Source organism: Actinoplanes sp. NPDC049681 (assembly GCF_044465265.1).
GTDB lineage: Bacteria > Actinomycetota > Actinomycetes > Mycobacteriales > Micromonosporaceae > Actinoplanes.
The window spans coordinates 24957-49418 of the sequence record NZ_JBITLP010000005.1 but is presented as its reverse complement, the minus strand read 5'-3'; the positions used below and the strand labels follow the sequence as shown (position 1 = coordinate 49418).

27 protein-coding genes are annotated in these 24462 nt (G+C 73.9%); 9 read left to right on the top strand and 18 right to left on the bottom strand.

Annotation, left to right across the window (positions count from 1 at the left end; all coding sequences use genetic code 11):
- Positions 1-390: 390 nt before the first annotated feature.
- The 9 genes from ACIBO8_RS18515 to ACIBO8_RS18475 form a co-directional block, all read right to left on the bottom strand.
- Positions 391-990 carry a DsbA family protein gene (locus ACIBO8_RS18515; RefSeq protein ID WP_396116457.1) on the bottom strand — a complete coding sequence of 200 codons (600 nt, stop codon included), beginning with the start codon at positions 988-990 and terminating at the stop codon, positions 391-393.
- A 29-nt stretch (positions 991-1019) separates the two neighbouring features.
- Complete coding sequence (locus tag ACIBO8_RS18510; RefSeq protein ID WP_396116456.1) at positions 1020-2981, bottom strand: SpoIIE family protein phosphatase; 1962 nt, start codon at positions 2979-2981, stop codon at positions 1020-1022.
- Between the two features lie 104 nt (positions 2982-3085).
- Positions 3086-3727: a GTP cyclohydrolase II gene (gene ribA / locus ACIBO8_RS18505; protein ID WP_396116455.1), complete on the bottom strand. Its 642-nt coding sequence runs from the start codon at positions 3725-3727 to the stop codon at positions 3086-3088.
- On the bottom strand, positions 3727-4428 hold the full coding sequence (locus ACIBO8_RS18500; protein ID WP_396116454.1) for a RibD family protein: 702 nt from the start codon (positions 4426-4428) through the stop codon (positions 3727-3729). Before ACIBO8_RS18500 ends, ribA begins: the two co-directional genes overlap by 1 nt.
- Positions 4429-4468: 40 nt before the next feature.
- On the bottom strand, positions 4469-5500 hold the full coding sequence (locus ACIBO8_RS18495) for a lysylphosphatidylglycerol synthase transmembrane domain-containing protein (RefSeq protein WP_396116453.1): 1032 nt from the start codon (positions 5498-5500) through the stop codon (positions 4469-4471).
- 60 nt (positions 5501-5560) lie between these two features.
- A complete protein-coding gene (locus ACIBO8_RS18490) occupies positions 5561-6358 on the bottom strand; it encodes a methyltransferase domain-containing protein (RefSeq protein WP_396116451.1) in 798 nt (265 codons plus the stop codon).
- Positions 6358-7392: a glycosyltransferase family 4 protein gene (locus ACIBO8_RS18485; protein WP_396116450.1), complete on the bottom strand. Its 1035-nt coding sequence runs from the start codon at positions 7390-7392 to the stop codon at positions 6358-6360. Before ACIBO8_RS18485 ends, ACIBO8_RS18490 begins: the two co-directional genes overlap by 1 nt.
- On the bottom strand, positions 7389-7787 hold the full coding sequence (locus ACIBO8_RS18480; RefSeq protein ID WP_396116449.1) for a 6-pyruvoyl trahydropterin synthase family protein: 399 nt from the start codon (positions 7785-7787) through the stop codon (positions 7389-7391). Before ACIBO8_RS18480 ends, ACIBO8_RS18485 begins: the two co-directional genes overlap by 4 nt.
- Positions 7788-8771, bottom strand: a complete 984-nt coding sequence (locus ACIBO8_RS18475) for a zinc-binding alcohol dehydrogenase (protein ID WP_396116447.1) — start codon at positions 8769-8771, stop codon at positions 7788-7790.
- Positions 8772-8899: 128 nt separating this feature from the next.
- Here ACIBO8_RS18475 and ACIBO8_RS18470 point away from each other — a divergent pair, with 128 nt between their 5' ends.
- Positions 8900-9697, top strand: coding sequence for a CDP-alcohol phosphatidyltransferase family protein (locus ACIBO8_RS18470; protein ID WP_396116446.1), 798 nt, complete (start codon positions 8900-8902; stop codon positions 9695-9697).
- A gap of 6 nt (positions 9698-9703) precedes the next feature.
- Here the strand turns inward: ACIBO8_RS18470 and ACIBO8_RS18465 are convergent, their stop codons facing one another.
- Positions 9704-10588, bottom strand: a complete 885-nt coding sequence (locus ACIBO8_RS18465; protein WP_396116445.1) for an ABC transporter substrate-binding protein — start codon at positions 10586-10588, stop codon at positions 9704-9706.
- Between the two features lie 93 nt (positions 10589-10681).
- On the opposite strand from ACIBO8_RS18465, the gene ACIBO8_RS18460 reads away from it, so the two are divergent.
- Complete coding sequence (locus ACIBO8_RS18460) at positions 10682-11056, top strand: hypothetical protein (RefSeq protein ID WP_396116444.1); 375 nt, start codon at positions 10682-10684, stop codon at positions 11054-11056.
- On the opposite strand, the gene ACIBO8_RS18455 is transcribed toward ACIBO8_RS18460, so the two are convergent.
- The 3 genes from ACIBO8_RS18455 to ACIBO8_RS18445 all read right to left on the bottom strand — a co-directional run bounded on the left by ACIBO8_RS18455 (position 11022) and on the right by ACIBO8_RS18445 (position 12516).
- Entirely contained in the window at positions 11022-11390 is a 369-nt protein-coding gene (locus ACIBO8_RS18455) for a hypothetical protein (RefSeq protein WP_396116443.1), read from the bottom strand. The two genes, ACIBO8_RS18460 and ACIBO8_RS18455, sit on opposite strands and share 35 nt — an antisense overlap.
- 75 nt (positions 11391-11465) lie before the next feature.
- Complete coding sequence (locus ACIBO8_RS18450; RefSeq protein ID WP_396116442.1) at positions 11466-12236, bottom strand: alpha/beta hydrolase; 771 nt, start codon at positions 12234-12236, stop codon at positions 11466-11468.
- A 46-nt stretch (positions 12237-12282) separates the two neighbouring features.
- Positions 12283-12516 (bottom strand): hypothetical protein, encoded by a 234-nt coding sequence (locus ACIBO8_RS18445; RefSeq protein WP_396116441.1) that lies wholly within the window; start codon positions 12514-12516, stop codon positions 12283-12285.
- Between the two features lie 275 nt (positions 12517-12791).
- Here ACIBO8_RS18445 and ACIBO8_RS18440 point away from each other — a divergent pair, with 275 nt between their 5' ends.
- The 3 genes from ACIBO8_RS18440 (at position 12792) to ACIBO8_RS18430 (ending at position 16524) form a co-directional block, all read left to right on the top strand.
- Positions 12792-13523 (top strand): hypothetical protein, encoded by a 732-nt coding sequence (locus tag ACIBO8_RS18440; RefSeq protein WP_396116440.1) that lies wholly within the window; start codon positions 12792-12794, stop codon positions 13521-13523.
- A gap of 80 nt (positions 13524-13603) precedes the next feature.
- Complete coding sequence (gene htpG / locus ACIBO8_RS18435) at positions 13604-15448, top strand: molecular chaperone HtpG (protein ID WP_396116439.1); 1845 nt, start codon at positions 13604-13606, stop codon at positions 15446-15448.
- Positions 15449-15516: 68 nt separating this feature from the next.
- Positions 15517-16524 carry an NADP-dependent oxidoreductase gene (locus tag ACIBO8_RS18430; protein ID WP_396116438.1) on the top strand — a complete coding sequence of 336 codons (1008 nt, stop codon included), beginning with the start codon at positions 15517-15519 and terminating at the stop codon, positions 16522-16524.
- Positions 16525-16535: 11 nt separating this feature from the next.
- Here the strand turns inward: ACIBO8_RS18430 and ACIBO8_RS18425 are convergent, their stop codons facing one another.
- Positions 16536-16859 carry a hypothetical protein gene (locus ACIBO8_RS18425; protein WP_396116437.1) on the bottom strand — a complete coding sequence of 108 codons (324 nt, stop codon included), beginning with the start codon at positions 16857-16859 and terminating at the stop codon, positions 16536-16538.
- Between ACIBO8_RS18425 and ACIBO8_RS18420 the strand changes: the two genes are divergently transcribed.
- Positions 16858-17259, top strand: a complete 402-nt coding sequence (locus ACIBO8_RS18420; RefSeq protein ID WP_396116436.1) for an HIT family protein — start codon at positions 16858-16860, stop codon at positions 17257-17259. The genes ACIBO8_RS18425 and ACIBO8_RS18420 overlap by 2 nt on opposite strands.
- Before the next feature lie 4 nt (positions 17260-17263).
- On the opposite strand, the gene thrS is transcribed toward ACIBO8_RS18420, so the two are convergent.
- The 4 genes from thrS to ACIBO8_RS18400 all read right to left on the bottom strand — a co-directional run bounded on the left by thrS (position 17264) and on the right by ACIBO8_RS18400 (position 20638).
- Entirely contained in the window at positions 17264-18469 is a 1206-nt protein-coding gene (gene thrS / locus ACIBO8_RS18415) for a threonine--tRNA ligase (RefSeq protein WP_396116435.1), read from the bottom strand.
- Between the two features lie 180 nt (positions 18470-18649).
- The gene (locus tag ACIBO8_RS18410) at positions 18650-19498 is read right to left on the bottom strand and encodes a PfkB family carbohydrate kinase (protein WP_396116434.1); all 849 of its coding nucleotides are present in this window, start codon (positions 19496-19498) and stop codon (positions 18650-18652) included.
- A 5-nt stretch (positions 19499-19503) separates the two neighbouring features.
- Entirely contained in the window at positions 19504-19659 is a 156-nt protein-coding gene (locus ACIBO8_RS18405; RefSeq protein ID WP_396116433.1) for a hypothetical protein, read from the bottom strand.
- Positions 19660-19759: 100 nt separating this feature from the next.
- Complete coding sequence (locus ACIBO8_RS18400; RefSeq protein ID WP_396116432.1) at positions 19760-20638, bottom strand: amidohydrolase family protein; 879 nt, start codon at positions 20636-20638, stop codon at positions 19760-19762.
- A gap of 45 nt (positions 20639-20683) precedes the next feature.
- On the opposite strand from ACIBO8_RS18400, the gene ACIBO8_RS18395 reads away from it, so the two are divergent.
- The 3 genes from ACIBO8_RS18395 to ACIBO8_RS18385 are packed head-to-tail and all read left to right on the top strand — an operon-like array spanning position 20684 to position 24368.
- A complete protein-coding gene (locus ACIBO8_RS18395) occupies positions 20684-22210 on the top strand; it encodes a DHA2 family efflux MFS transporter permease subunit (RefSeq protein WP_396116431.1) in 1527 nt (508 codons plus the stop codon).
- Positions 22207-22797: a TetR family transcriptional regulator gene (locus ACIBO8_RS18390; protein WP_396116430.1), complete on the top strand. Its 591-nt coding sequence runs from the start codon at positions 22207-22209 to the stop codon at positions 22795-22797. Before ACIBO8_RS18395 ends, ACIBO8_RS18390 begins: the two co-directional genes overlap by 4 nt.
- 59 nt (positions 22798-22856) lie before the next feature.
- Positions 22857-24368 carry a GntP family permease gene (locus tag ACIBO8_RS18385; protein ID WP_396116429.1) on the top strand — a complete coding sequence of 504 codons (1512 nt, stop codon included), beginning with the start codon at positions 22857-22859 and terminating at the stop codon, positions 24366-24368.
- Positions 24369-24462: the final 94 nt, after the last annotated feature.

The window sequence follows — 24462 nt, the reverse complement described above, 5'->3', positions numbered from 1 at the left end:
TGGTCCCGGGCATCGGCGGCTGCAGCGACCGCCGGCTCACCCGTGACCTTGCCCGCTGGACCCGCACGTACGCCTACGAATCCGACCACCGCACCGGGCCGGGGCCTGACCCCCGTCGTTCGACAACGGCACCGGCGATCGCGCCCACCTTCGACCGCGCCGAGCGCCGGCTGGCGCGCGAGATGAAACACGACTGGGGCGCGTTCGTGCTCCGCGGCAGCCCCGGCTGGCCCCGCATCGCCCGTCCGACCACCCTGCCGCCACCCACAAACGGACTGAAGGCCATCGGTTATCGCTCGCTGCGGGCGGGCGGGCGGGCACAGCGTCCAGATCGGCGACGCACGCTACGTCGCCGAGCACCAGTGCGGTTCCTGGGACTTCCAGAGCTGATCAGTCGAAGTTCAGGCCGCCCGTACGGGTGCGCTTGAGCTCGAAGAAGTCGGGGTAGCCCGCCAGCGCCACCGCACCGTCGAAGATGCGCGCCGCCTGCTCGCCGCGCGGGATGCTGCTGAGCACCGGCCCGAAGAACGCGACGCCGTCGATGTGGATCGTGGGCGTGCCGACGTCCTCGCCGACCGGGTCCATGCCCTCGTGATGGCTCTTGCGCAGGGCGGCGTCGTACTCGTCGGACTGCGCCGCCGCGGCCAGCTCGGCCGGCAGGCCGACCTCGGCGAGCGCCTCGGGGATGACCGCCGCGAAGTCCTTGTTGCCCTGATTGTGGATGCGGGTGCCGAGCGCGGTGTACAGCGGCCCGAGGATCTGGTCGCCGTGCTGCTGCGCGGCGGCGGTGACCACCCGTACGGTGCCCAGCGAACGGTCGATGAGCTCCCTGTACGACTCCGGGAGGTCCCGGTTCTCGTTGAGGACGTAGAGGCTCATCACGTGCCAGCGCAGGTCCAGGTCGCGCTGCTGCTTTACCTCGAGGATCCAGCGGGAGGTGATCCAGGCGAACGGGCACGCCGGATCGAAGTAGAAGTCGACAGTCGTCATCCTCCGACGATAGGCGCCGGGCCCCCGGCTCAGCTGCGCGAAGCGTCGGATCGGGGTGTGGCGTCCGTCGCACGGTGCCCGTCCACCCGGTGCGGCAGCGCCACCATGTCCAGCACCGCCTGCGCCGTGCTGTCCCGGGCCGCGTGCAGGTCCAGCTCGCCGCCCTGCTCACGGTGCTGCTCCGCCACCTGGTGCAGGGCCGAGACGCCGGCGCTGGCCAGGTGGGTCACCCCGGTGAGGTCGACGCTGAGCGGCAGGTGCCCGCCGCGCGTACGGCGCAGCAGGTCCTGTCGCAACTGCGCGGCGGAGGCGGCGTCGATCGTGCCGCTGACCCGGACCTCCGTCCCGGTCACCTCGTCGATGCGCAGGGGCGTCGCGTCCGCGGACGCCGCCGGGGACGGTTCCGGGCGGCCGGGTGACTGTGCCGGGCGCAGCAGCGGGTGCCGTACCGTCGCCGCGGTTCCCGTCTCCCCGGGCACGACCCGCAGGCTTCCGACGAGCTGGGCGGTCAGGGCCAGGCCCCGCCCGCGCAGGGACTGCCGGGCCGGTACGCGCCAGCTCCCGTGGTCGGTCACCTCCGCCTCGACCTGGCCGTCCGGGGCGAGGCGTACGACCAGGCGTACGACGTCCTTGCCCTGCACGCCCTCGTAGCCGTGCTCGATCGCGTTGGTGACGAGCTCGCCCAGCGCGTGCTGGAGCACGAAGGCGTCCTCCCTGGTCGCTCCCACCGTGGCGAGCCAGCCGGCCAGGGCCACCCGGGAGGTACGCAGGGAGGAGAGCTCGGCGGGCAGCTCGAGGTCGAGCTCGGGCGGGGCGGGCACGCGCTGCGCGGCAAGCAGGGTGATGTCGTCGCCGTGCCCGGTGGCGCGGACCATCAGCTCCACCGTCTGGGCGCAGACCCGCTCGGCCGCGGTGCTCGCCGGGTCGTGCAATGCCCGCCCGGCCGCGGCCGTGGCGGCGGTGCGGGCCAGTTCCGCGGCGCTGTCCGCCGGGGTGACGCCGGGGCGCTCGAGGATGCCGTCGCTGTAGAGCAGCAGCAGATCGCCCACGCCCAGCCGGCCGGTGCGGACGGGGAAGCCGCCGCCGGTGCCGAGCGGTGCGGCGCCGGTCGTGGCCAGGAAGCGGGTGCCGCCGTCCGCGGCCACCACCAGGGGCGCGGGATGCCCCGCCGTGCAGTACGTGAGCGTGCCGTCCGCCGGGTCGAGCAGTGCCAGGCAGACCGTGGTGGCGTGGGCAGCCGGCAGCCGGCGGGCGAACCGGTCGGCCGCCCCGAGCGCCTCGCCGATGTCCGCGCCGTCGTCGAGCCGGTCGCGCAGCACCGCCCGCAGCTGCCCCATCACGCCGGAGGCGGTGACACCGTGGCCGACCACGTCGCCCACCACCAGCCCCACCGTGCCGTCGGCGCGTACCACGGCGTCGAACCAGTCGCCGCCGGCCGCCCGGTCGCTGTCGGCCAGCAGGTAGCTGGCCGAGATCTGGGCGCCGGGCAGCACCGGTAGCCCGCCGGGCAGCAGCTCGCGCTGCAGGGCGGTGATCACGTCGCGGGTCTGCTCGTAGCGTTCCTGCAGCTCCGCCGTCCGGCTCTCGGCGGCGAGCCGGGCCCGTACGGACTCCGTCACGTCGAAGCCGGCGCCGATGACGCCGCGGATCGTGCCGTCCTCGCGGCGCCAGGGGGAGATGGTGAAATTCGCGTAGATCTCCTGCACCGAGCCGTCCGGACCGGTCAGGGTCGCCCGCCATTCGGCCCCGGTGACCGGGGTGCCGGAGGCGTAGACGCCGGCGTACATCTCGAGCCACTGCTGGCCGCTGACGTCCGCGAGCGCCTCGCCGAGCGGCAGGCCCACCGTCTCGCGGCCGCCGAGCAGCAGCCGGGTCGCCGCGTTCACGTACGCGATCCGCAGCTCGGGGCCGTCGCACACGATGACGATGAACGGCATCTGATCGGCGGCGGAGATGATCACCTCCGGATCGCCGGCCCGCTCGTCGCCCATCCCACCCGCGCTTCCCGTCGGCCCCGTGCCATCATCGTGCCCCGGCGCCCGCCACGCATCCCGTGGCGGCCGGATTCACCGTCAAGGAGCCGCCGGGTGCACGGTCACAGCCCCGGAAGGTCGAGCGTGTGCGCCGTGTGGGTGGCCTTGGTCGCGAGGTAGCGCAGGTTGGCCGCGGACAGGTGCACCCCGGTCGGGATCCGCTCCTTGACCTCGACACCGCAGGCCTGCAGCTGGGCGGCCTTGTCCGGGTTGTTGCTCAGCAGCCGGATCTTGTCGGCCCCGAGCGCCAGCAGCATCTGCGCCGCCGCGGTGTAGTCCCGCTCGTCCTCGCCGCGGCCCAGCGCCACGTTGGCCTCGTAGGTGTCCAGCCCGGCCTCCTGCAGCGCGTACGCGTCGAGCTTCGCGTACAGCCCGATGCCGCGGCCCTCCTGGCGCAGGTAGAGCAGCAGGCCGCCGCTGACGGTGATGCGCTCGACGGCCTCGCGCAGCTGGGGGCCGCAGTCGCAGCGCTGGCTGCCGAAGACGTCGCCGGTGAGGCACTCGCTGTGCGGGCGCACCAGGGGAGCGTCGCGGATCGCCCGCTCCCAGTCGCCGAGGCCCAGCGCGATGTGCTCGCGGCCGTCCACGAGGCCGTCGAAGGTCAGCACGCGGGCGGTCGTCGTGTACCCGTCGGCGAAACGCAGGGGGACGGTCACGCGGGTCCGTACCGAAGCCTGCGGAAGGTCTCCGAACGCTTCCGACATCAATTCCCCTCCCGGATCCTGCATCGGCTGGAGAGCGCGTAGCGCAGCAGCACCACGTCGCCGATCTGGCGCACCTCCACGAGGTCGGCGCGGTGATGCGGGCCCCACGGGAACTCGCCGTCGCCGACGAAGCGGGGGGCCTTGGAGTTGCCCACGAAGAACGGCGCGACGACCAGCTGCAGCTCGTCGGCGAGGCCGGCGGTCAGGAACTGGGTGTGTACCGTGCCGCCGCCCTCCACCATCAGCCGCCCGATCCCGCGGCGGGCCAGGTCGCTGGTGACCCGTACCAGGTCCACCGGGTCGCCGGCGTCGATCACGGTGGCCAGGCCGCCGAGCTTGCTCCGGGCCGACGGCACGGACCGGCCGGCGCAGTAGACGAGCTTCTCGGACTCGCCGAGGGTGAAGAACCGGGCCTGCGGGTCGAGGTCGCAGCTGCTGGTCACCGTCACCTTGACCGGGTCGGGCCGCAGCCCGCGGGCGACGCGGGCGCGCCGCCGGGCCTCGTCGCGCACCAGCAGCCTCGGGTTGTCCTGGCGCACCGTACCCGCGCCGACCATGATCGCGTCGCAGCCGGCCCGGACCTCGTCGACGCGGTCGAAGTCCGCGTCGTTGGAGAGCAGCAGCCGCTCGTCGTCCGCGCTGTCGACGTATCCGTCGATGGACATGCCGCAACTCAGCAGCACGTACGGCCGATCTTCCACCGCCCCAACATAGTGCGCGCCGAGGACGGCGGCATGACCGTCAGGCACCGCTGCCGACCAGCTCCCGTACCGGCAGGATCTCCGCGACCACCGTCGCGGGGCGCCCGGTACCGGTGACCTGCGGCTGCGCGGCGTGCTTCGCGCGGCGCCGGGCGACCGCCCGGGTGAGGATCACGGCCAGGCCCGGCAGCGCGGCGACGAAGGCGAAAAGCCCGTACACCACGGCGATGGTGAGGCCCTGAGCCGCGCTGAGCCCGGCCGCACCGAACGCCCACGCGGTCACGCCCTCGCGCGGTCCCCAGCCGCCCACGTTCAGCGGCAGCGCCATCGCCAGCAGCGCCAGCAGCATCAACGGGGTGAGGCGCAGCAGCGAGGCGTGGGAGCCGGCGGCCCGCGCCGCCACCACGAACGTCGCCAGGTGGCCCGCCAGCACGGCGGTCGAGGCGAGCACGATGCCCGGCCAGTTGCGGCGGGCGAGCAGGCCGGATCGGATCTCGGCGACCGCGGTCCGGGCCGCGCGGGCCCATCGCGACGCGCCGCTGCGCAGCCGGCCCACGGCCACGACCAGCACGACCGCGGCCACCGCGAGGGTAGCGGCCGCGGCGGCGACGTCCGCGCCGTGCGCGCGCAGCTGGGTCAGCACCGGCGACGGTACGGTCAGCAGCACCGTGGTCCCCACCGACAGCAGCACGATCTGTCCGGCCGTACGTTCGAGCACGACGGCCCGGACGCTGCGGCCGACGTCGCCCTCCTCCCGGCCGTGCTGCACCGCCCGGTCGACGTCGCCGAGCACGCCGCCCGGCAGCGCCGCGTTGATGAACAGCGCCTTGTAGTAGTCGGCGACCGCGCTGCGCAGCGAGAGCCGCAGGCCGAGGCCGCGGGCCACCAGGCACCAGCGCCAGGCGCAGAGCACCGTGGTGGCGACGCCGATGGCGAACGCGGTGCCGAGCGTGCCCGCGTCGATCACCCGCAGCCCGTCGAGGAACGCCCCGGTCCCCAGGCGCCAGAGCAGCACGGCGAGGATCCCCACCCCGCCGAGCAGCCGCACCCACGCCCAGATCGATCGGTTCATTCCCCAGCCCCCTCCACGTCACTTCCCTGCGACTAATACGTCCGAGTGCCGCGAGGCGGTTCAGTCTTTCTGCGCCAGAAGATCTTGATGCCCCACCGTGACCGTCAGCGTCCCGGCCTCCAGCGCTTCCAGCCGGGCCGCCAGATAGTCGCCGACGGGCAGGTCGGGGCGCTGCTCGGCGGCCGCGCCGACCCAGCCGCGCAGCCACGCCGCGATCAGCCCGGCGCGGTCCGCGCCGAGCCGCCACGGGCTCGGCCGGGTCGTCACCGCGGCGCCCGCCTTGGCGAAGGCCTCGGCCGCGGCGCCGACCGCCTCCGGCCCGAGCAGCCATCGGCCGCCGGTCTCGCGGCGCTGGTGCTCGTTGAAGGCGGCGGAGACCTCGGCGTCCAGCGGGTGCGGCGGGTCGAACGTCACCTCGCCGTCGACGGAGAGGGTGAAGAGGGCGGGAGTGCCGGCGGCCACGCAGACGTCGGCGAGCGCGGTGACCTCGTCGGCGGTGAACAGGTCGAGCAGCGCCGAGCAGGTGACCAGGGACACCCCGGAGAGGTCCCCGGGGGTGAGCGTGGTCACATCGGCCTCGACCGTCTGGACGGTGACCGGGCTGCCGTCGGCGGCCGAGGAGGGCGCGTGCGCGGCGGCGTACGCCAGCAACGCCGGGTCGCGGTCCTGCAGGATCCACCGCTGCGGACCCGGCAGCAGGGGCGCGAGCCACCGCGCCATCGACCCGGTGCCGCAGCCGAGGTCGCGCACCACCAGGGTCCCGTCGACCGGGAGCAGGCCGGGCAGGTCGGTGGCGCGGGCGGCGGCGTCGGCCGGCTCGCGCAGGCTCAGCCAGTCGGTGCTGAACTCTCCGGTCATCAGGGCAGTACCTCACTCAGTCGTCGTGTCGTCTCGTCCCAGCCGCGCAGGCCGGCCCGGCGGGCCCGGGCGGCGGCCCGCCACGACCGGCGCAGCTCCGCGTCGGTCAGCCACCTTCGCAGGGCCGTGGCCAGGGACTGTACGTCGCCGGGCGGCACCAGCCCACCCGGCACGGTGCCGTCCGGGGCCTGCCCGAGCGCCTCGGGCACGCCCTCGACCCGGGTGCCGAGTACCGGGATGCCCCGGGCCAGCGCCTCGGTGACGACCATCCCGTACGTCTCCGCCAGCGACGGGAGCACGAGCAGGTCGGCGGCGGCGTACGAGCTCTCCAGCGCGGCACCGGTGCGGGTGCCGGCGAAGTGGATCCGGTCCCCGGCGCGGGCGCGTACCCGGGCGGTGAAGTCCGGGTCGCGGTCCAGCGCGCCCACGCAGACGCACCTCGCGTCGAGGTCGTCGAGGGTACGCAGCGCTTCGGCGAGCACGTCCTGGGCCTTGCGAGGTGTCACGGCGGCCACGCACAGCAGCCGCCCACCGGTGGCGCTGCCGGTGGCCGGCGGCGCCGGGTCGACACCCGGCGGGGCCACCCGCACGCTGCCGGCAGGCAGGTCGTGCAGCGCCTCGATCCGCCGGGCAGCGCCGGTGCTGGTGGCCACCACGGCACGGGCCGCGTGCAGCGTGCGGCGCTCGCGGGCGGGCAGCGCCGGCGCGGCCCCGGTCTCGTCGCCGAGGGGCAGGTGCACGAGCACGACCAGGTGCAGCCGGGTGGCCTCACCCTCGATCACCTCGGGTACGGCGGCGGCGACGAGCCCGTCGAGCAGCACCGTGGCCCCGTCCGGCAGCGTCCGCAGCCGGCCGGCGAGGCGGGCGGCGTCCTGCTCCGACGGATACGGCCACGGCGCCGCGACCGCGATCTCGTGCACCTCGCGGGTCGCGGCCAGGCCGGTCAGCACCCGCCGGTCGTACGTGTTGCCGCCGCTGGGCGCCGCCGGGTCGTCGATGTCGCCCGGCAGCACCACATGCAGCGGTGAGGTCACAGGTCCCGCTCGTAGCTCGCCCACGCGATGTGCGACTCGTGCAGCGTCACCGCGATGCCGGTGAGCCCGCTCGCCCCGGCGCCGAGTCCGCCGTCCGCGGCCTTGCCGGCCAGCCGGTCGGCGATCACCTTGGCGAGGAACTCGGTGGAGGTGTTGATCCCCCGGAAGTCCGGCTCGTCGTCGAGGTTGCGGTAGCTCAGGGCGCCGCAGATGGCGTGCAGCTCCTGGCTCGCCAGGCCGATGTCGACCACGATGTTGTCCGCGTCGAGCTCGGGGCGCTTGAAGGTGGCGTCCACGACGAACGTCGCGCCGTGCAGCTTCTGCGCCGGTCCGAAGACCTCGCCGGAGAAGCTGTGGGCGATCATGATGTGATCACGGACGGTGACGCTGAACATTCACTCTCCTGTCGGATAGGTGATCAGGTGGCACATCGCGGGCAGCTCCCCGCCGGCCAGCCGGGGCATGACCGAGGGCAGGTCCGCGAAGTCCGACTCGCCGGTGAGCAGGGTGTCGAACACCGGGTCGGCGAGCAGGTCGAGGGCGACGGCGAGGCGGTCGGCGTACGAGCGGCGCCCGCGCCGGGCCGGGGCGATGCCGCCGACCTGACTGCTGCGGATCGTCAGGCGGCGGGAGTGGAAGAACTCGCCGAGGGGTACGCCCACCTCGCGATCGCCGTACCAGCTCAGCTCGATGACCGTACCCTCCGGCGCGAGCAGCTCGAGCGAGCGGGTCAGGCCGGCCGCGGTGGCGCTGGCGTGCACGACGAGGTCGCAGTCGCCGGTGGCGTCGGCGGGCAGCGCGAACCCCACACCCAGCGCCCGGGCGACCTCGGCCCGCGCCGGGTCGGCGTCCACGAGCTGCACCTTCGCGGCGGGGAAGCGGGACAGGATCGCGGCGACGCTCGCGCCCACCATGCCGGCGCCCACCACGGCGATCCGGTCACCGACCAGGGGCGCGGCGTCCCACAGCGCGTTCAGGGCCGTCTCCACCGTGCCGGCGAGCACCGCGCGCGACGGTGGAACGGACGCCGGCACGACGGTGACCGCCTCGGCCGGTACGACATAGTGCGTCTGATGCGGGTAGAGGCAGAACACCGTGCGGCCGAGCAGGTGCTCCGGGCCGTGCTCGACGACGCCGACGCTGAGGTAGCCGTACTTGACCGGGGCGGGGAATTCGCCGTCCTGGAACGGGGCGCGCATGGCCGCGTGCTGGCTCTCCGGCACGCCGCCGCGGAACACGAGCGTCTCGGTGCCCCGGCTCACCCCGGAATGCAGTGTGCGGACCAGCACCTCGCCGCGGCCGGGCTGCGGCAACGCCACCTCCCGGATCTCGCCTTCGCCCGGCGTGGCCAACCAGAACGCCTGGGCCGTACGTGTCATGGGGTGGATTCTCCTCGGACCGGTGAACCGAACGTGGCGATGGCGCGTGTTCTCGGGGGACTGCGGCAACCATACGCGGGACCCGATCTTGCGGATCCGGAGGCAGAGTGACTATGAGTATCGGCACGATGACGGCTCGTTCGGGGCGGGGGCCGCTCGTGGGCGTGGCCGTCCAGGTCGTGCTCATGGCCGTCCTGGCAGCGACGTCGGGGCTGAGCCTCGCCGGCTGGCTCGCCGGTACGACCTACGCCGTCGTGCTCTGCATGCTCCTGCGTACGGGCCTGCGCCGCGCGGGGATGACCGCGCTGGGCCCGGCGAACACGGTGACCCTGGCCCGCGCGACGCTCGTCGGCGCGGTGACCGCCCTGGTGGTCACCTCCTTCCAGCGCCCGGTGACCCTGCCGGTCCTGGTCGGCCTGGTCGCCGTCGCGCTGGCGCTGGACGCCGTCGACGGCCAGGTGGCGCGCCGCACCAACAGCACGACGGCCCTCGGCGCCCGCTTCGACATGGAGGTCGACTCCATCCTCGCCCTGGTGCTGAGCGTGTTCGTCGCCGAGACCTTCGGCTGGTGGGCCGTGGCGCTGGGCGCCTTCCGCTACGCCTTCGTCGCGGCGACCTGGGCGGCGCCGTGGCTCGACTCGGCCCTCCCGCCGCGGTTCTCCCGCAAGGTCGTCGCGGCGGTGCAGGGCGTGGTCCTCGTGGTCGCCACGGCGCGGCTGCTGCCCGACGCCGTGCTGCTCGTCGCGGTGGCCGCGGTCGCGATCTCCCTGGTCTGGTCGTTCGGCCTGGACATCACGTGGCTGTGGCGCGCCGAGCGGGCCCGCCGGGCAGCCGTCACCACGGCGGCTGTCGCGGACTCGACGCCCGCGGTCTGCGTACGCCAGGCCCGGCGCATCCTCCGCCGCCCCGCCTCGGCCAGCGCCTGACCGTCCTCAGCGCACCCGCCGGATCGCCTCCGGCGGGGCGGCCGGGACCGCGTCCGGGTGCAGGATCGCCGCCACGGCCTCGACCCCGTCGACCAGCCGCGGGCCGGGGCGCACGATCAGGCCGTCGCCGTCGACCGCCCACACCTGGGCCGCGGGGAAGTGCGGCACGACCCGGGCGGCCTGCTCGACCGCGCCGGCCAGATGGAACCCGCACGGGGTGACCAGCACGACGTCCGGGGCGGCGGCAGCCAGCTCGGCCCAGGTGGTCTCCACCGAACGCCGGCCCGGCCGCGCCGCCACCGGCTCACCGCCGGCGGCGGCCACCAGGTCCGGCACCCAGTGCCCGCCGGTGAACGGCGGGTCGACCCACTCGACGATCGCGACCCGCGGCCGTGGCCGTCCCGCGACCGCCTCGGCCACGGCGTCCAGGCGGGCGCGCAGCCCCGACACCAGCGCGGCGGCCCGCTGCGGCACCCCGGCGCGCTCTCCCACCTCGACGATCGTCGCCAGCACCTCCTCCAGGGAGTACGGGTCCAGCGACAGCACGTCCGCCCGGCAGCCGAGGTGGTCCAGCGCGCCGGAGACGTGACCGGACGGCAGCGCGCACACCCGGCACAGGTCCTGGGTGAGGATCAGCTCGGGATCCAGCCCGGCCAGCGCTCCGGCATGCAGGGTGTACAGGTCGGCGCCGGCCGCCATCTGCGTCTTCACGTACGCGTCGATCTCGGCGGGCGACATGCCGCGGGTGTCCCGGCCGCCGACCACGACCGCCTTGTCCCGCCGCGCCTGCGGTGGTTCGTCGCACTCGAACGTGACGCCGACGAGGTCGTCGCCGAGGCCCAGGGCGTACACGATCTCGGTGGCGGACGGCAGCAGGGAGACCAGGCGCATGACCCGCAGTCTGCCGCACCCGGCGGTCCCCCGAAGGGGTGCGGGCCCGTGTCCGTGCCGGTGAACCGGCGGCCGGCGTGGCAGGGTCGGCCGGTGCCACTTCCCGATCTTGACACCTACACCCCGCACCGGACGGTCGCGAACGCCGCCTTCGAGGGTGTCCCGGTCCCGGGCCTGCACGCCGAGTTCTTCCACCGCACCGAGGGGGACCGGGTCGCCTCGGCCGGGCGGTACTCGATGGGCGGCCGGGACGTCCTGATCGCCTGGGGCTGGGCGGACGAGGAGCACTGCCGCTGGTCGTCGGTGCGGGACCCGGGCGGCTTCTGGCATCGCGAGACCGAGGGCTGCCCGGTGGTGCGGGTGCTGCGGGCCGGTCCGGGCCCGGACTCCCCGGTGTCGGGGCTGGCCGTCCGGGCGCCGTCCGGCGAGTGGATCACCGCCGGTCGCGGGCCGGTTCCGGCGCGCTGAGCGCGCCGCGGCGGGCCAGCCGCAGCGAGATCCCGGTCAGGGCGAGCGCGAGGACGAAGAGTGTGAGGTGCAGATACGGGTTCACGGCCGGCATGAACCCGATGACCGCCACGGGCACCTGGACGACGGCGACCAGGGCGGCGAGCAGGAGGCGGCGGGGGCCCCGCCACAGCAGGGCGGTCCAGACCGGCGCGGACACCACGGCGAGGGTGAGCCCGTCGAGCAGGGCGTGCAGATTGGCGTTCTGCACGTTGTTGTGGGCGAACGCCTGCGCGGGCGCGGCGATCCAGAGCGTGGCGAGGAAGGATCCGGAGAGGACGGCGGCACGACGCATGGTTTCCTCCGAGCGTGTGGAACCGTTGCACTGAGTAATGACGCTACGGAAGCCGCGACCGCCCGGTAAAGGCCTCTAGCCATTCACTCGCGCCACCAGGTCGAACGCGGCGGGCAGGCACGTGCTCCAGTAGGCGAAGTTGTGCCGGCCGCCGGTGTACCCCCCGGCCGCCTTGGGCTGCGGCAACGCCCGCTCCAGCGCCCGTACGTCGGTGAGCAGGCCGTCGCCGATGCCGCACCACAATCCGACCGGGACGCCGCGCAGCGCCGCCACGTGAGTGAAGACCTCATCCCCGGGCGACACGGCGGGCGACAAGGCGGCGACCGCCCGGGCGAGACCGGGGAAGGTCTCGGCCAACAGGAGGGCGCCGTAGCCGCCCATCGACCAGCCGGCCACCGTGAACCGGCCGGTGTCGAAGCCGCGCTCGGCGCACCAGGCCGGGATGTCCTCGCGCACCATCCGCTGCGGGTCGTCGCTGCCGGACGGCCGCCAGGAGAGCCGGCCCCCGGTGGCGCCGGCCAGGACGAACGGCGCGTTGCCCCGGCGGACCGAGTCGGTCACGAACCGGCCCAGGCCGAGTGCGGGGAAGTCCGCGGCGGTCTTGGAGGCGCCGTGCAGGATCAGGCAGACCGGCAGGCCGCGCCCGTCGCCGTGCCCGGCCGGGACGGCGGTGTAGAAGTCGACGGTACGGCCGCGGGCGGGCGAATGCCGCTGCTCGAGGCGCTCGTCGCCCACGGGTGCGCCGGGTACGACCGGCTCGGCGGCGTAGCGCGACCGGGCGTACCCGCCGACGGCCGCGATCGCGACGGCGGCTCCGGCCCCGGTCAGCAGGGTGCGTCTGTCCATCAGCCGATCAACGCGCCGCCGGTGGCGGCGTGACGGCTTCCGCGGGTCAGGCGCAGCCGGGCCCGGCTGCCTGTCCCCGGACGATCCGGTACGCCGAGATGTCGCCGTTCACGTACGGCTTCAGGTCGGCCGTCCGCTTGGGGGCCGCGCCGTGCTGGGCCACGTACGCGACGATCGCCCCGTCGACGGTGCGGCACGACGCCTGGTTCGAGACCTTGACGGCGGTGCTGGTGACGGGACCCGTGCTGAGCGCAGCGTAAGAAAGGCCAGCAACACTCATCGTGATGGCAGTAGCCATTGCCATCTCGCTCAACCTCACGTAATTCCCCCGTCAGAACTCGACAGCACGGTGCCGCCGAGACGAGAGAAAGATACACAGAGTAGTCGTCGGGCCGCAATAGCCGGGCTTACTCACCGCGAGTAATCACCGGCGGAGTTGCACTCGTCGGCGACACGGAGGGAAATAAGGCAGAACACGCTATGGAGTCCGGTTCATACCTGTATGACGGTTTCATGGTTGAGTTGACGAGGCGGGAAAAGAACATCATCGGATGCATGGCGCTGGTGTGCCTGGTGTCCGGCACGGGCGCCGTGATGGTGGGCGCCGTGGACGATCACGGGGGTGCGCCCCCGCCGGGCGGCCGAGCCGTGATCGCGGGCGCCGAGGAGGCGCTGGGCGCCGCCGCCCGCCCCGGCGTCGCCGCGCGCCCGGGGCTTACCCCGCTGCAGCGGCCCGGCGTGCGAACCCCGGCCCCGTCCCGGATCCGGACGCTGACGCCGTGGACCCCGGCGACGACCGCGGCGACGACGGCTGCCGCGGGCGCCGCCGCCACGACGGGCACGGCGCCGGCCCCGGGCCCCGTCGCGCCGCAACCGGCCACCACCGTCCCCCGTCCGCCGGTGGTGGTGCGCCCCCCGGTACCGACGCCCACGAAGGCCACCACCCGGCCGGTGCCGCACCGGCCCACCAGGCCGCCCGCCACCACACCGGGCACCGTCCCGGCCACGACGCCGGGCACCGTCCCGGCCACGACGCCGGCCACCGTCCCGGCCACGACGCCCGCCACCGTCCCGGCCACGACGCCCGCCACCACGCCGGCGACCACGCCCGCCGCACCTCCGGTCACGACACCGGCCACCGAGGTGCCGGCCGAGCCGATCCCGGCGAAGTCCGAACCGGATGACGACGGCGGCCACGACTTCCCGTGGGAGCCCGGCACCGGCGGCCTGCCCGGCCCGAACTCGGTGAGCTGGCCCGCCGTGCCGGACGGGAACCCCTTCGGATAGATCCACGGCGGGTCATACGATCAGCGGCGGGAAGGGAGTTCGCCGGCGGCGAACCCGGAAAGCACGCACGGAGGGATGACATGAGCACCGAGACGCTGGAGTTCCAGGCCGAAGCGCGCCAGCTCCTGCAGCTGATGGTCCACTCGATCTACTCGAACAAGGACATCTTCCTGCGCGAGCTGATCTCCAACGCCTCCGACGCCCTGGACAAGCGGCGCCTGGCCGGCCTGCACGACGAGGCGCTGCGCGACGGCGACCTGCACATCGAGATCGAGGCCGACAAGGACGCCCGCACGCTGACCGTGCGCGACAACGGCATCGGCATGTCGCGCGACGAGGTCGTGGGCCTCATCGGCACGATCGCCCGGTCGGGCACCGCCGAGATGCTGCGCCAGCTCCGCGAGAACAAGGAGTCGGCCGAGCTCATCGGCCAGTTCGGCGTCGGTTTCTACTCCACGTTCATGGTCGCCGACAACGTCACCCTGGTCACCCGCAAGGCCGGCGAGGACACGGGTACGCGCTGGGAGTCGGCCGGCGAGGGCACGTACACGATCGAGGAGGTCGCGGACGCGCCCATCGGCACCGCCGTGACCGTCCACCTGCGTCCCAAGGACGAGGAGGACGCGCTCTACGACTACGCCGACGAGTGGAAGATCCGGGAGATCGTCAAGCGGTACTCCGACTTCATCTCGTTCCCCATCCGGCTGCTGAAGGCCGAGGGCGAGCCGGAGACGCTCAACTCCATGAAGGCCCTGTGGGCGCGGCCGCGGTCCGAGGTCAAGGACGAGGAGTACGCCGAGTTCTACCGGCACGTCAGCCACGACTGGACCGACCCGCTCGAGATCATCAACCTCAAGGCGGAGGGCACCTTCGAGTACGAGGCGCTGCTGTTCATCCCGTCCCGGGCGCCGCACGACCTCTTCCAGCGCGATGCCCGCCGGGGGATCCAGCTCTACGTCAAGCGCGTGTTCATCATGGACGACAGCCGCGAGCTGATCCCCGACTACCTGCGGTTCGTCAAGGGCGTCGTCGACGCGGCCGACCTGTCGCTCAACATCTCCCGCGAGATCCTCCAGCAGGACCGGCACATCCAGATGATCCGGCGCCGGCTCGCGAAGAAGGTCCTCTCCACCGTCAAGGACCTGATGACCAAGGACCCGGAGAAGTACCGCACCTTCTGGCGCGAGTTCGGCCGGGCGGTCAAGGAGGGCCTGCTCGGCGAGGCCGACGACCAGAAGGCGATCCTGGACGTCGCGTCGTTCGCCTCCACCGCGGGGGACGAGCCGACCACGCTGGCCGACTACGTCTCGCGGATGAAGGAGGGGCAGGAAGCCGTCTACTTCATGACCGGCGAGAGCCGGGCCCAGGTCGAGAACTCGCCGCACATGGAGGCGTTCAAGGCCCGGGGGTACGAGGTGCTGCTGCTCACCGACCCGGTGGACGAGATCTGGGTCGAGGCCGTGCCCGAGTACGACGGCAAAAAGCTCCAGTCGATCGCGCGTGGTTCCGTGGACCTGGCCACGGACGAGAAACCCTCCGAGGAGCGGACCGGCGAGTACGCGCCGCTGCTGACCTGGCTGGGCGAGACGCTGGACGAGGTCAAGGAGGTGCGTCTGTCCACCCGGCTCACCACCTCGCCGGCCTGCCTGGTCAGCGACGCCGACGACATCACGCCGACGCTCGAGAAGATGTACCGGGCGATGGGGCAGCAGGTGCCGCCGGTCAAGCGGATCCTCGAGCTCAACCCCGAGCACCCGCTGGTGAGCGCGCTGCGCGACGCGTACGCACGGCAGGCCGACGACCCGGCCCTGCCCGAGACCGCCGAGCTGCTGTACGGCACGGCGCTGCTGGCCGAGGGCGGCGACCTGGCCGACCCGGCGCGGTTCGCGAAGCTGCTCGCCGACCGGCTCGCCCGTACCGTCTGATCATGATCTTCGTCGCCCTGGCCCGGCGGAGGGCCCGGGTGACGGGGAGCCGGGTCTAGGGTCGGCACATGAGTGTCCAATCGACCGAGATCCGTCTCGCCGCGCGCCCGCAGGGCTGGCCGACCGCCGAGACCTTCGAGACCGCCCGCACCGAGGTGCCGGACCCGGCACCGGGGCAGCTGCTCGTGCGCAACCTGCTGATGAGCGTCGACCCATACATGCGCGGCCGCATGAACGACCGCAAGTCGTACGTGCCGCCGTTCCAGGTGGGGGAGCCGCTCGACGGCGGCGCGGTCGGCGAGGTGGTCACCAGCGAGGCCGACGGCTTCAAACCCGGTGACATCGTGCTGCACGGCCTCGGCTGGCGCGAGTACGCCCTCGTGCCCGCGAAGTCGGCGGCGAAGGTGGACCCGTCCGTGGCGCCGCTGGGCGCGTACCTTGGCGTGCTGGGCATGACGGGGCTCACCGCGTACGCCGGACTGCTGCGCAGCGCGGAGTTCAAGGCCGGTGACGTCGTCTTCGTCTCCAGCGCCGCCGGGGCGGTCGGCCAGGTCGTGGGCCAGCTCGCCAGGCTCAAGGGCGCCGCCCGGGTCATCGGCAGCGCGGGGTCGGCGGAGAAGGTGGCGTACCTGCGCGACGAGCTCGGCTTCGACGCGGCGTTCGACTACCACGACGGCCCCGTCGTCGATCAGCTGCGTGCCGCCGCCCCCGACGGCATCGACGTCTACTTCGACAACGTCGGGGGCGACCACCTGGAGGCCGCGATCGCGGCCCTCAACGTCCACGGCCGGATCTGCGTCTGCGGCATGATCAGCGTCTACAACGCCACCGAGCCCACGCCGGCGCCGCGCAACCTCGCCGAGGTCATCGCCAAACGGCTGACCCTGCGCGGCATGCTCGTCCGCGACCACGGCGACCTGCGTAGCCAGTTCGTCGAGGACGTGGCGCCGGCGCTCGCGGACGGCCGCATCAAACACCGCGAGACGATCTTCGAGGGCCTGGCATCGGCGCCGGAGGCGTTCCTGGCCATGATGCGCGGCGACGGCGTCGGCAAGAACCTGGTGCGGATCGCCTGACCGGCCGTGGACTAGGTAGCAGCGTCAGGGGCGGTGGCCGTGTCGACGATCGATCCGTCCGGCCCGGCCGCGGTGAGCCGGGCGCCTCGCACGGATGCGCCCGGCGCCCAGATCAGGAAGATGTCGCCGTCGTGGGCGCCGGTGACGACCTGCCCGGAGGGCAGCCGGGCGTTGATCGTGGCCGCCCCCTTGGGCAGGTGCCCGGCTCCGCGCGGCCGACACGGCGGCCACCCCGGCGACCGCCACCGCCGCGAGGGCCGGCCAGACGCGGCCACGGGTGCCCCGGCGGGTGCAGGAAGCTCACGCCCCCGGCGGCGTGATGTCATGGTGGGCATGCCGACGATCTTTTCCAGAATCATCAACGGCGAGCTGCCCGGCCGGATCGTCTGGTCCGACGACCGGGTCGCCGCGTTCCTCACCATCGCACCGCTGACCCCGGGGCACACCCTGGTGGTGCCGCGGGACGAGGTCGACGAGTGGACGGACCTCGAGCCGGAGCTGGTCGCCCACCTGATGACCGTGAGCCGCACCGTCGGGGCCGCCCTGAAGCGGGCCTTCGACGCGCCGCGGGTCGGGCTGATCGTGGCCGGCTTCGAGGTCCCCCATGCCCACGTGCACGTCTTCGCGGCGCACGACATGGGGGACTTCGACTTCGCCCGGGCGAACGCCGACGTCAGCGCCGAGGAACTGGACGCGAACCACAAGCGCCTCCTCGAGGCCCTGGGCAACGCCTGACCGGTCAGGTCCGCGCGGCCACCGCGTCGCGGATCAGCTCGATCGCCTGCCCGCCCGGCCGGGCGGGAAGGTGCCGGCCGTCGCGCAGGCGCAGCGCCACCTCGCCCGGCGCCTCCTTGGCGCCGATCACCGCGGCGTACGGGATCTTCCGCCGGGCCACCTCGCGGATCCGCGCCCCGACGGTGCCGTCCGCGCGGACCTCGGCCCGCAGGCCGGCGGCGACCGCCTCCCCGGCGAACGCGTCGGCCGCGGGCAGCTGGCCGGCCGCGACCGGTAGCACCGCGAGCTGCACCGGGGCGTACCAGACCGGGAACGCCCCGGCGTGGGCCTCGACGAGGTGCGCGAACAGCCGCTCGAACGAGCCGACGAGGCTGCGGTGCACCATCACCGGCCGCGACCGGCCGCCCGCGGCGTCGCGGTAGGACAGGTCGAAGCGGGCCGGCTGGTGGAAATCGACCTGGACGGTGGACAGGGTGGACTCCCGGCCGGCCGGGTCGGCGATCTGCACGTCGATCTTCGGCCCGTAGAACGCGGCCTCGCCCGGCGCCACCGCGTACGGTACGCCGGCGTCGTCGAGCGCCTCGCGCAGCAGGCGGCCGGCCCGCTGCCAGGACTCGTCGTCGCCGGCGTACTTGCCGCCGTCGCCGCGCAGCGACAGGCGGTACGACGAGACGTCCAGGCCGAGTGCCTCGTGGGCCCGGCGCAGCAGCCCGAGCGCCCCGGCCACCTCCGCGCCGGCCTGTTCCGGGGCGCAGAAGACATGCCCGTCGTTGAGCGAGATGGACCGTACGCGGGCCAGGCCGCCCAGCACGCCGGAGCGTTCCGCGCGGTACATGGTGCCCAGCTCGGCGATGCGCAACGGCAGGTCCCGGTACGAGCGCTGCCGTGCCTTGTAGACGAGCGCGTGGTGCGGGCAGAGGCTGGGCCGCAGCACCAGCGCGTCGTCACCGGCGCCGAGGTGCATCGGCGGGAACATGTCGTCGGCGAAGTGGGACCAGTGGCCGGACAGCTCGTACAGCTGCCGTTTGCCCAGCGCCGGCGAGTACACGTGGCGGTAGCCGGCGCGGCGTTCGAGGTCGCGGACGTACGACTCCACCTCGTGGCGGGCCGCGGCGCCCTCGGGCAGCCAGAACGGCAGCCCGGCGCCGATGAGCGGGTCGGAGTCGAAGACGTCGAGCTCGCGCCCGAGTCTGCGGTGGTCGGCGGGCATGGTGGTCTCCCTGGGATCGTGGCCGGGGAGGTGCCGGGACGCACGACGGCCCCGGGCATCTCGCCCGGGGCCGTGTCGTCGCTCGAAGAAGGATCAGCGCGAACGTACGCCGGGGTGTCCCGGCGTCGTCGTCACCATCCTGGCGTGCATACCGCCGATGCTAGGGGCGGCCGCCCGTCGTCACGACCGATTTTCCAGGGCGGCCAGCCAGGAGCGGGGGCCGCGGTGCCGGACGCGCACGCCGGCGATCGTGACCGCGTACCGCAGGGCCTCGGTCGTGCCGGCGCCGCGCGCGACCGCGACGGCGAGCGCGCCGTGGAAGGCGTCGCCCGCGCCGGCGGTGTCGACGGCGTCGACCGGCGGCACCTCGATCTCGCCGGCGTCGTCGCCGGACCACCACCGCACCGGGTCCGCGCCGCGGGTGATCGCTCCACGGCGGACGCCCAGAGCTCGCAACGACTGCTCCACCGGCAGGTCGCCGGGCGGGCGGAAGGCGGCCGAGCAGGCGGTGAACGCGGCCCGGGGGAGCAGTTCGGCGAAGACCTCGCGCCAGCTTCCCGCGTCCAGCACGAGCGGCCGCCCGCTGCGCGCGGCGGCCCGGGCCAGTGCCGGGTGATGCCCGTCGGCCAGCACGGCGTCCGCGGCGGCCAGGGCTTCCCGCAGACCCTCCGGTACGCCCACCGCCGCGCCCCGCGCGTTACGGCTGACGATGCTGCGCTGCCCGGTGCCTTCGAGAACGGTGACCGCGGAGACCGGCGGCGCTGCGGCGGCGTCCGGCGTGGCGTCGATCAGCGTCACTCCGCAGGCGGTGAGGTCCGCGCGGATCAGATCGCCGAGCGGGTGCGCGCCGACGGCGGTGACCAGCACGACGTCGGCGCCGAGGGCGGCGGCCGTGACCGCCGCGTTGGTGGCCGGGCCGCCGGCCGCGACCTCGGCGGAGAGCGCTTCGACCTTCTCGTCGGCGCCGGGCAGCCGCTCGACGCGCTGGACGAGGTCGACGGTGGCCAGGCCGGCGCAGACCACCCGCACGGCGGTCAGGACGCCAGGTCGGAGAAGAAGACGCCGATGTTGCGGAACACCTCCGCGACGCCGTCGCCGATGCCCCGCGCGATGTCCGCCGCGGGACCGGGATTGGTGCCGATGTAGAAGATGAGCAGGACGAGCACGATCCAGCCGACGGCCTTCTTCATCGTCGCCGGTCACCTCCCCTGCCAGCACGCGTCGCTCCCCGGGCGCGCGGTCGATGTGATCGTGACACAGCGGCGCACGCGCGGCCTGCCGAACGCGCCGTCAGAGGCCGAACAGCCGGGCCGCGTTGTGCCAGCAGACCGCGGCCAGCCAGTCGTCGCCGAGGCCCAGCGCGGCCAGGGAGTCGACCTGGTGGGCGTACGGGTAGGGGATGTTCGGGAAGTCGCTGCCCAGCAGGACCTTGCCGGCCAGGCCGAGGTCGCGGAGCCGGGGGAGCAGGTCGCGGGGGAACGGCGCCATGTCCTCGAAGAAGCCCGTGAACGCCATCGTGGTGTCCAGCCCGGCGCGCTCGTGGCGCTCGGCCAGCTCGAGGAAGCCGGTGTACTCGGGTGCGCCCAGGTGCGCGGCGATCATCGTCAGGCGCGGGTGGCGGGCGAGGACCTCGCCGATCGGGCCCGGGCCGGTGAAGCCGTGCGGGACCGGGCCGGAGCCGGCGTGCACGATCACCGGCGTGCCGGACTCGGCCAGCAGCCCCCACGCGTCGTGCAGGGCGTCGTCGCGCGGGTCGAAGCCGCCGACCTGCAGGTGCAGCTTGAAGATCCGGGCGCCGCGGTCCAGCGCGTCGCGGACGTCGCGGGTCGCGGACGGTTCGGGGAAGAAGGTGGCGCTGGGCAGGCAGCCCGGGGTGCGGGCGGCGAAGTCCAGCGTCCATGCGTTGAGGTCGGCGGCCATGCCGGGGCGGTGGGCGTACGCGAGCGCGGAGAAGACCCGTACGCCCAGCCGGCCCAGTTCGGCGACCCGCTCGGCCTCCGTGCCGCGGTAGCGGATCGGCCATTCGCGGCCGATCAGCGGCCCCGCCTCGGCGAAGTGCGCCCAGACGCGCCGCTGCATCCGCTCGGGCAGGAAATGGGTGTGCACGTCGGCCAGGCCCGGCAGGCCCAGCGTGCGGGCGAAGTCGTTCACCGCTCGATGATGACGCATCTCACATTCTGACCGTCGGTAGCTTTTGAGAGTTACTGTCATTTCATGGCTACTTCCACTTCGCGCTGGTGGGCGCTCGCCGCGCTCTCGCTCAGCACCATCGCCATCGGCCTGGACGGCACCGTGCTGTCCGTGGCGCTGCCGACGCTCGCCGGCGACCTGCGGGCCTCGACCGGGGACCTCCAGTGGTTCACCACCTCCTACCTGCTGGTCCTGGCGGCGGCCCTGCTCCCGGCCGGGATGCTCGGCGACCGCCTCGGCCGTAAGCGCCTGCTGCTCGGCGCGCTGGCGATCTTCGGCCTGGCCTCGGCCGCCTGCTCGTACGCGACGACCTCCGGGCAGCTGATCGCCGCCCGCGCGGCGCTCGGCCTCGGCGCGGCGGTGATCATGCCGCTCAGCGCCGCCGTCCTCACGGTGATCTTCGAGCCGGGGGAGCGCAGCCGCGCGCTCACCGTCTGGATCACCGCGAACACCCTCGGCATCCCGCTCGGCCCGCTGGTCGGCGGCTGGCTGCTCGACCACTTCTGGTGGGGCTCGGTCTTCCTCATCAACCTGCCGCTGGTGGTCGCCGGCCTGGTCGCCGTCGCGCTGTGGGTGCCCGAGTCGCACGGTGACCGGGCCCGGCGCCCCGACCTGGCCGGCGTCGCGCTGTCGGCGGCCGGCCTGGTCGCGCTGACGTACGGGATCATCGAGGCCGGCGAACGCGGCTGGGCCGACCCGCGCTCGCTGCTGACCATCGCCGCCGGCGCGGTGGTGATGGCCGCCTTCGTCCTGTGGCAGCGGCGCTCGCCGGCACCGCTGATCGACCTCGCCCTGTTCCGGTCCCGCGCCTTCACCTGGGGCTCGATCCTGGCCACGGTGGCCAGCTTCGGCATGTTCGGCCTGCTCTTCGCGCTGCCGCTGTTCTTCCAGGCGGTCCGCGGCAACGACGCGTTCGGCACCGGCCTGCGGCTGCTGCCGGTGATCGGCGGGCTGATGGCCGGCGCGCGCATCGCCGGACGGCTCGACCCCCGGCTCGGTGCCAGGATCGTCGTCCCGGCCGGCCTGGTGCTCATGGCGGCCGGGCTGTTCGCGGGCACGGCCACCGGACCGGACACTGGCTACGGGTACGTCGCCTGCTGGATCACCGTCACCGGGATCGGCCTCGGCTTCACCATGCCGCCGGCCATGAACGCGGCGCTCGGCGCGCTGTCGCGGGAGCGCAGCGGCGTCGGCTCGGCGCTGATCCAGGCCCTGCGGCAGGTCGGCAGCGCGGTTGGGGTGGCGGTGCTCGGCACGGTGCTCAACGCGGCGTACCGCGACGGGATCGACGGCTCGGGGCTGCCGGGCGCCGCAAGCGACAGCGTCTCGGCGGGCATGGCGGTGGCTTCCCGGCTCGGTGATCCGGGCGCCCTCGACGTGGTCCGGTCGGCCTTCACCGACGGCATGGGTACGGCGCTGCTCGTCGCCGGCGTAGTCGCGGCGGCCGGAGCGGTACTGGCGGCGATCTTCCTGCCCGGCCGCCCGCGACACGCGCCGGACGTCCCCCTCGCGCCCGTACCGCCGCAGCCGGCGGCAGAATCGACGGTATGACGTCGCCGGGACTTCGGGAACGCAAGAAGGCCAGGACGCGCGCCGCGATCCGCGAGCACGCGCTGCGGCTCTTCGAGGAACAGGGGTACGCCGCCACGACGGTCGACCAGATCGCCGAGGCGGCGGACGTCTCGCCGAGCACGTTCTTCCGCTACTTCCCGGCCAAGGAGGACGTGGTCCTCGCCGACGACTACGACCCGCTGCTGCTGCAGGCGCTGCGGGACCAGCCGGCGGACGCGCACCCGGTCGAGGCGGTCAAGCTCGCCATCCGGCAGGTCTTCAGCGCCATCGCCGCCGACGACTGGGCCGTGGAGCGCCGCCGGCAGCGCATCCTGCTCTCCGTCGACGACCTGCGTGCCCGGGCGCTGCACCAGTACACGTCGACCATGGGCCAGCTCGCCGCCGCCGTCGCGGAGCGAGCCGGGCTGCCGGCCGACGACTTCCAGGCCCGGGTCCTGGCCGGCGCCGTGATGGGCGTCTGCCTGGCGGCGCTGCCCCCCGGCGAGATGTCCTTCGAGGAGCACGAGTTCGTGGCGCTGGACCGCGCCCTCGATCTGCTCCGGGCGGGGCTGCCGCTCGAGCGCTGATCAGCCGGGTGCCGGCCCGACCGTGATTCGATTTCCCTCGATCCGGGTACGGCTCGCCCATGACAGCGCACGCCGCTCCTGTGCTGGCGGCGGAGGCCATCACCTCTGCCGGTACCGGCCAACTGATCCTCGCCGCGGTGCTCGGCATCGCCGTGGTCATTTTGCTCATCGCGTGGGCGAAGTGGCATCCCTTCCTCGCTCTGATCCTGGGCGCGGCCGTGCTCGGGATCGTCGCCGGCGCCGCGCCGGGCGACACGGTCACCTCGTTCACCGCCGGGGTCGGCAGCACCGCCGGCAGCGTCGGCCTGCTGATCGCGCTGGGCTCGATGATCGGCGCGCTGCTGGCCGAGTCCGGCGGCGCCGACGGCATCGTCGGCACCATCGTCCGCCGGTTCTCCGGTTCGGCGCTGCCCTGGGCGATGGCCGGTGTCGCCGCGCTCGTCGGCCTGCCGCTGTTCTTCGAGGTCGGCGTCGTGCTGCTGGTGCCGATCGTGCTGCTGGTGGCGCAGCGCACCGACGTACCGTTGCTGAAGATCGGCATTCCGGCGCTGGCCGGGCTGTCGGTGCTGCACGGTCTGGTCCCGCCGCACCCCGGCCCGCTGGTGGCGATCGCGAACCTCAACGCGGATCTGGGGCTCACGCTGGCGTTCGGACTGATCTGCGCCGTCCCGACGGTGATCGTGGCGGGCCCGGTCTTCGGTAACTTCATCGCCAAGCGGGTGCCGGTGGCGGTGCCGGCCGGCGCGCTGATGACCGGCGCGACCCGGGAGCGGGCGGCCGTGGGGGACCGTCCCGGCTCGGGCCCGGTGGGCGGTCAGGACTTCGTCGACCGTGACGACCTCGCCAATGCCGGCGCCCGCGAGCCGGACGAGCCCGTCGATGCCGGCCTGCCCGCCGGGCGGAGCGGGCCCGGTTTCTGGCCGGCGGTGCTCACCGTGCTGCTGCCGATCGTGCTGATGCTTCTGCGGGCCGTCGCCGAGCTCGTCCTGGACGAGGGCACCGGCCTGCGGAAGGTCTTCGAGGTGCTCGGCACGCCGGTGGTCGCGCTGCTCTTCGGCGTGCTGCTGGCGATGTGGACGCTGGGCAAGCGGGCCGGCTTCGACCGGGCGCAGACCTCGTCGGTGCTCGGCGGCGCGCTGCCGCCCATCGCCGGCATCCTGCTCATCGTGGCGGCCGGTGGCGGGTTCAAGCAGGTGCTGGTGGACGCCGGCGTCGGCAACGTGGTGGCGGACGCGGCGAAGGACGCCAACATCTCGGCCCTGCTGCTCGGCTTCCTCGTCGCGGTCGGCATCCGGGTGGCGACCGGCTCGGCCACCGTCGCGACGATCACCGCCGCCGGCATCGTGGCGCCGCTGGCCGCCACCCTCGACAAGCCCGAGGTGTCGCTGCTGGCGCTGGCGATCGGCAGCGGCTCGCTGTTCTTCTCGCACGTCAACGACGCCGGGTTCTGGCTGGTGAAGGAGTACTTCGGGATGACCGTCGGGCAGACCATCAAGACGTGGTCCGTCATGGAGACGATCATCTCGGTGGTCGGGTTCGCCTGTGTGATGATCCTCGACATCTTCGTCTGACCCGAGCGGGGGGGGGGCGGGGGGGGGGGGGGGGGGGGGCGGCGGGCGCGGGGGGCGGGGGGGGGGGGCCCCCCCCCCAGCCCCCCGCCGCGCC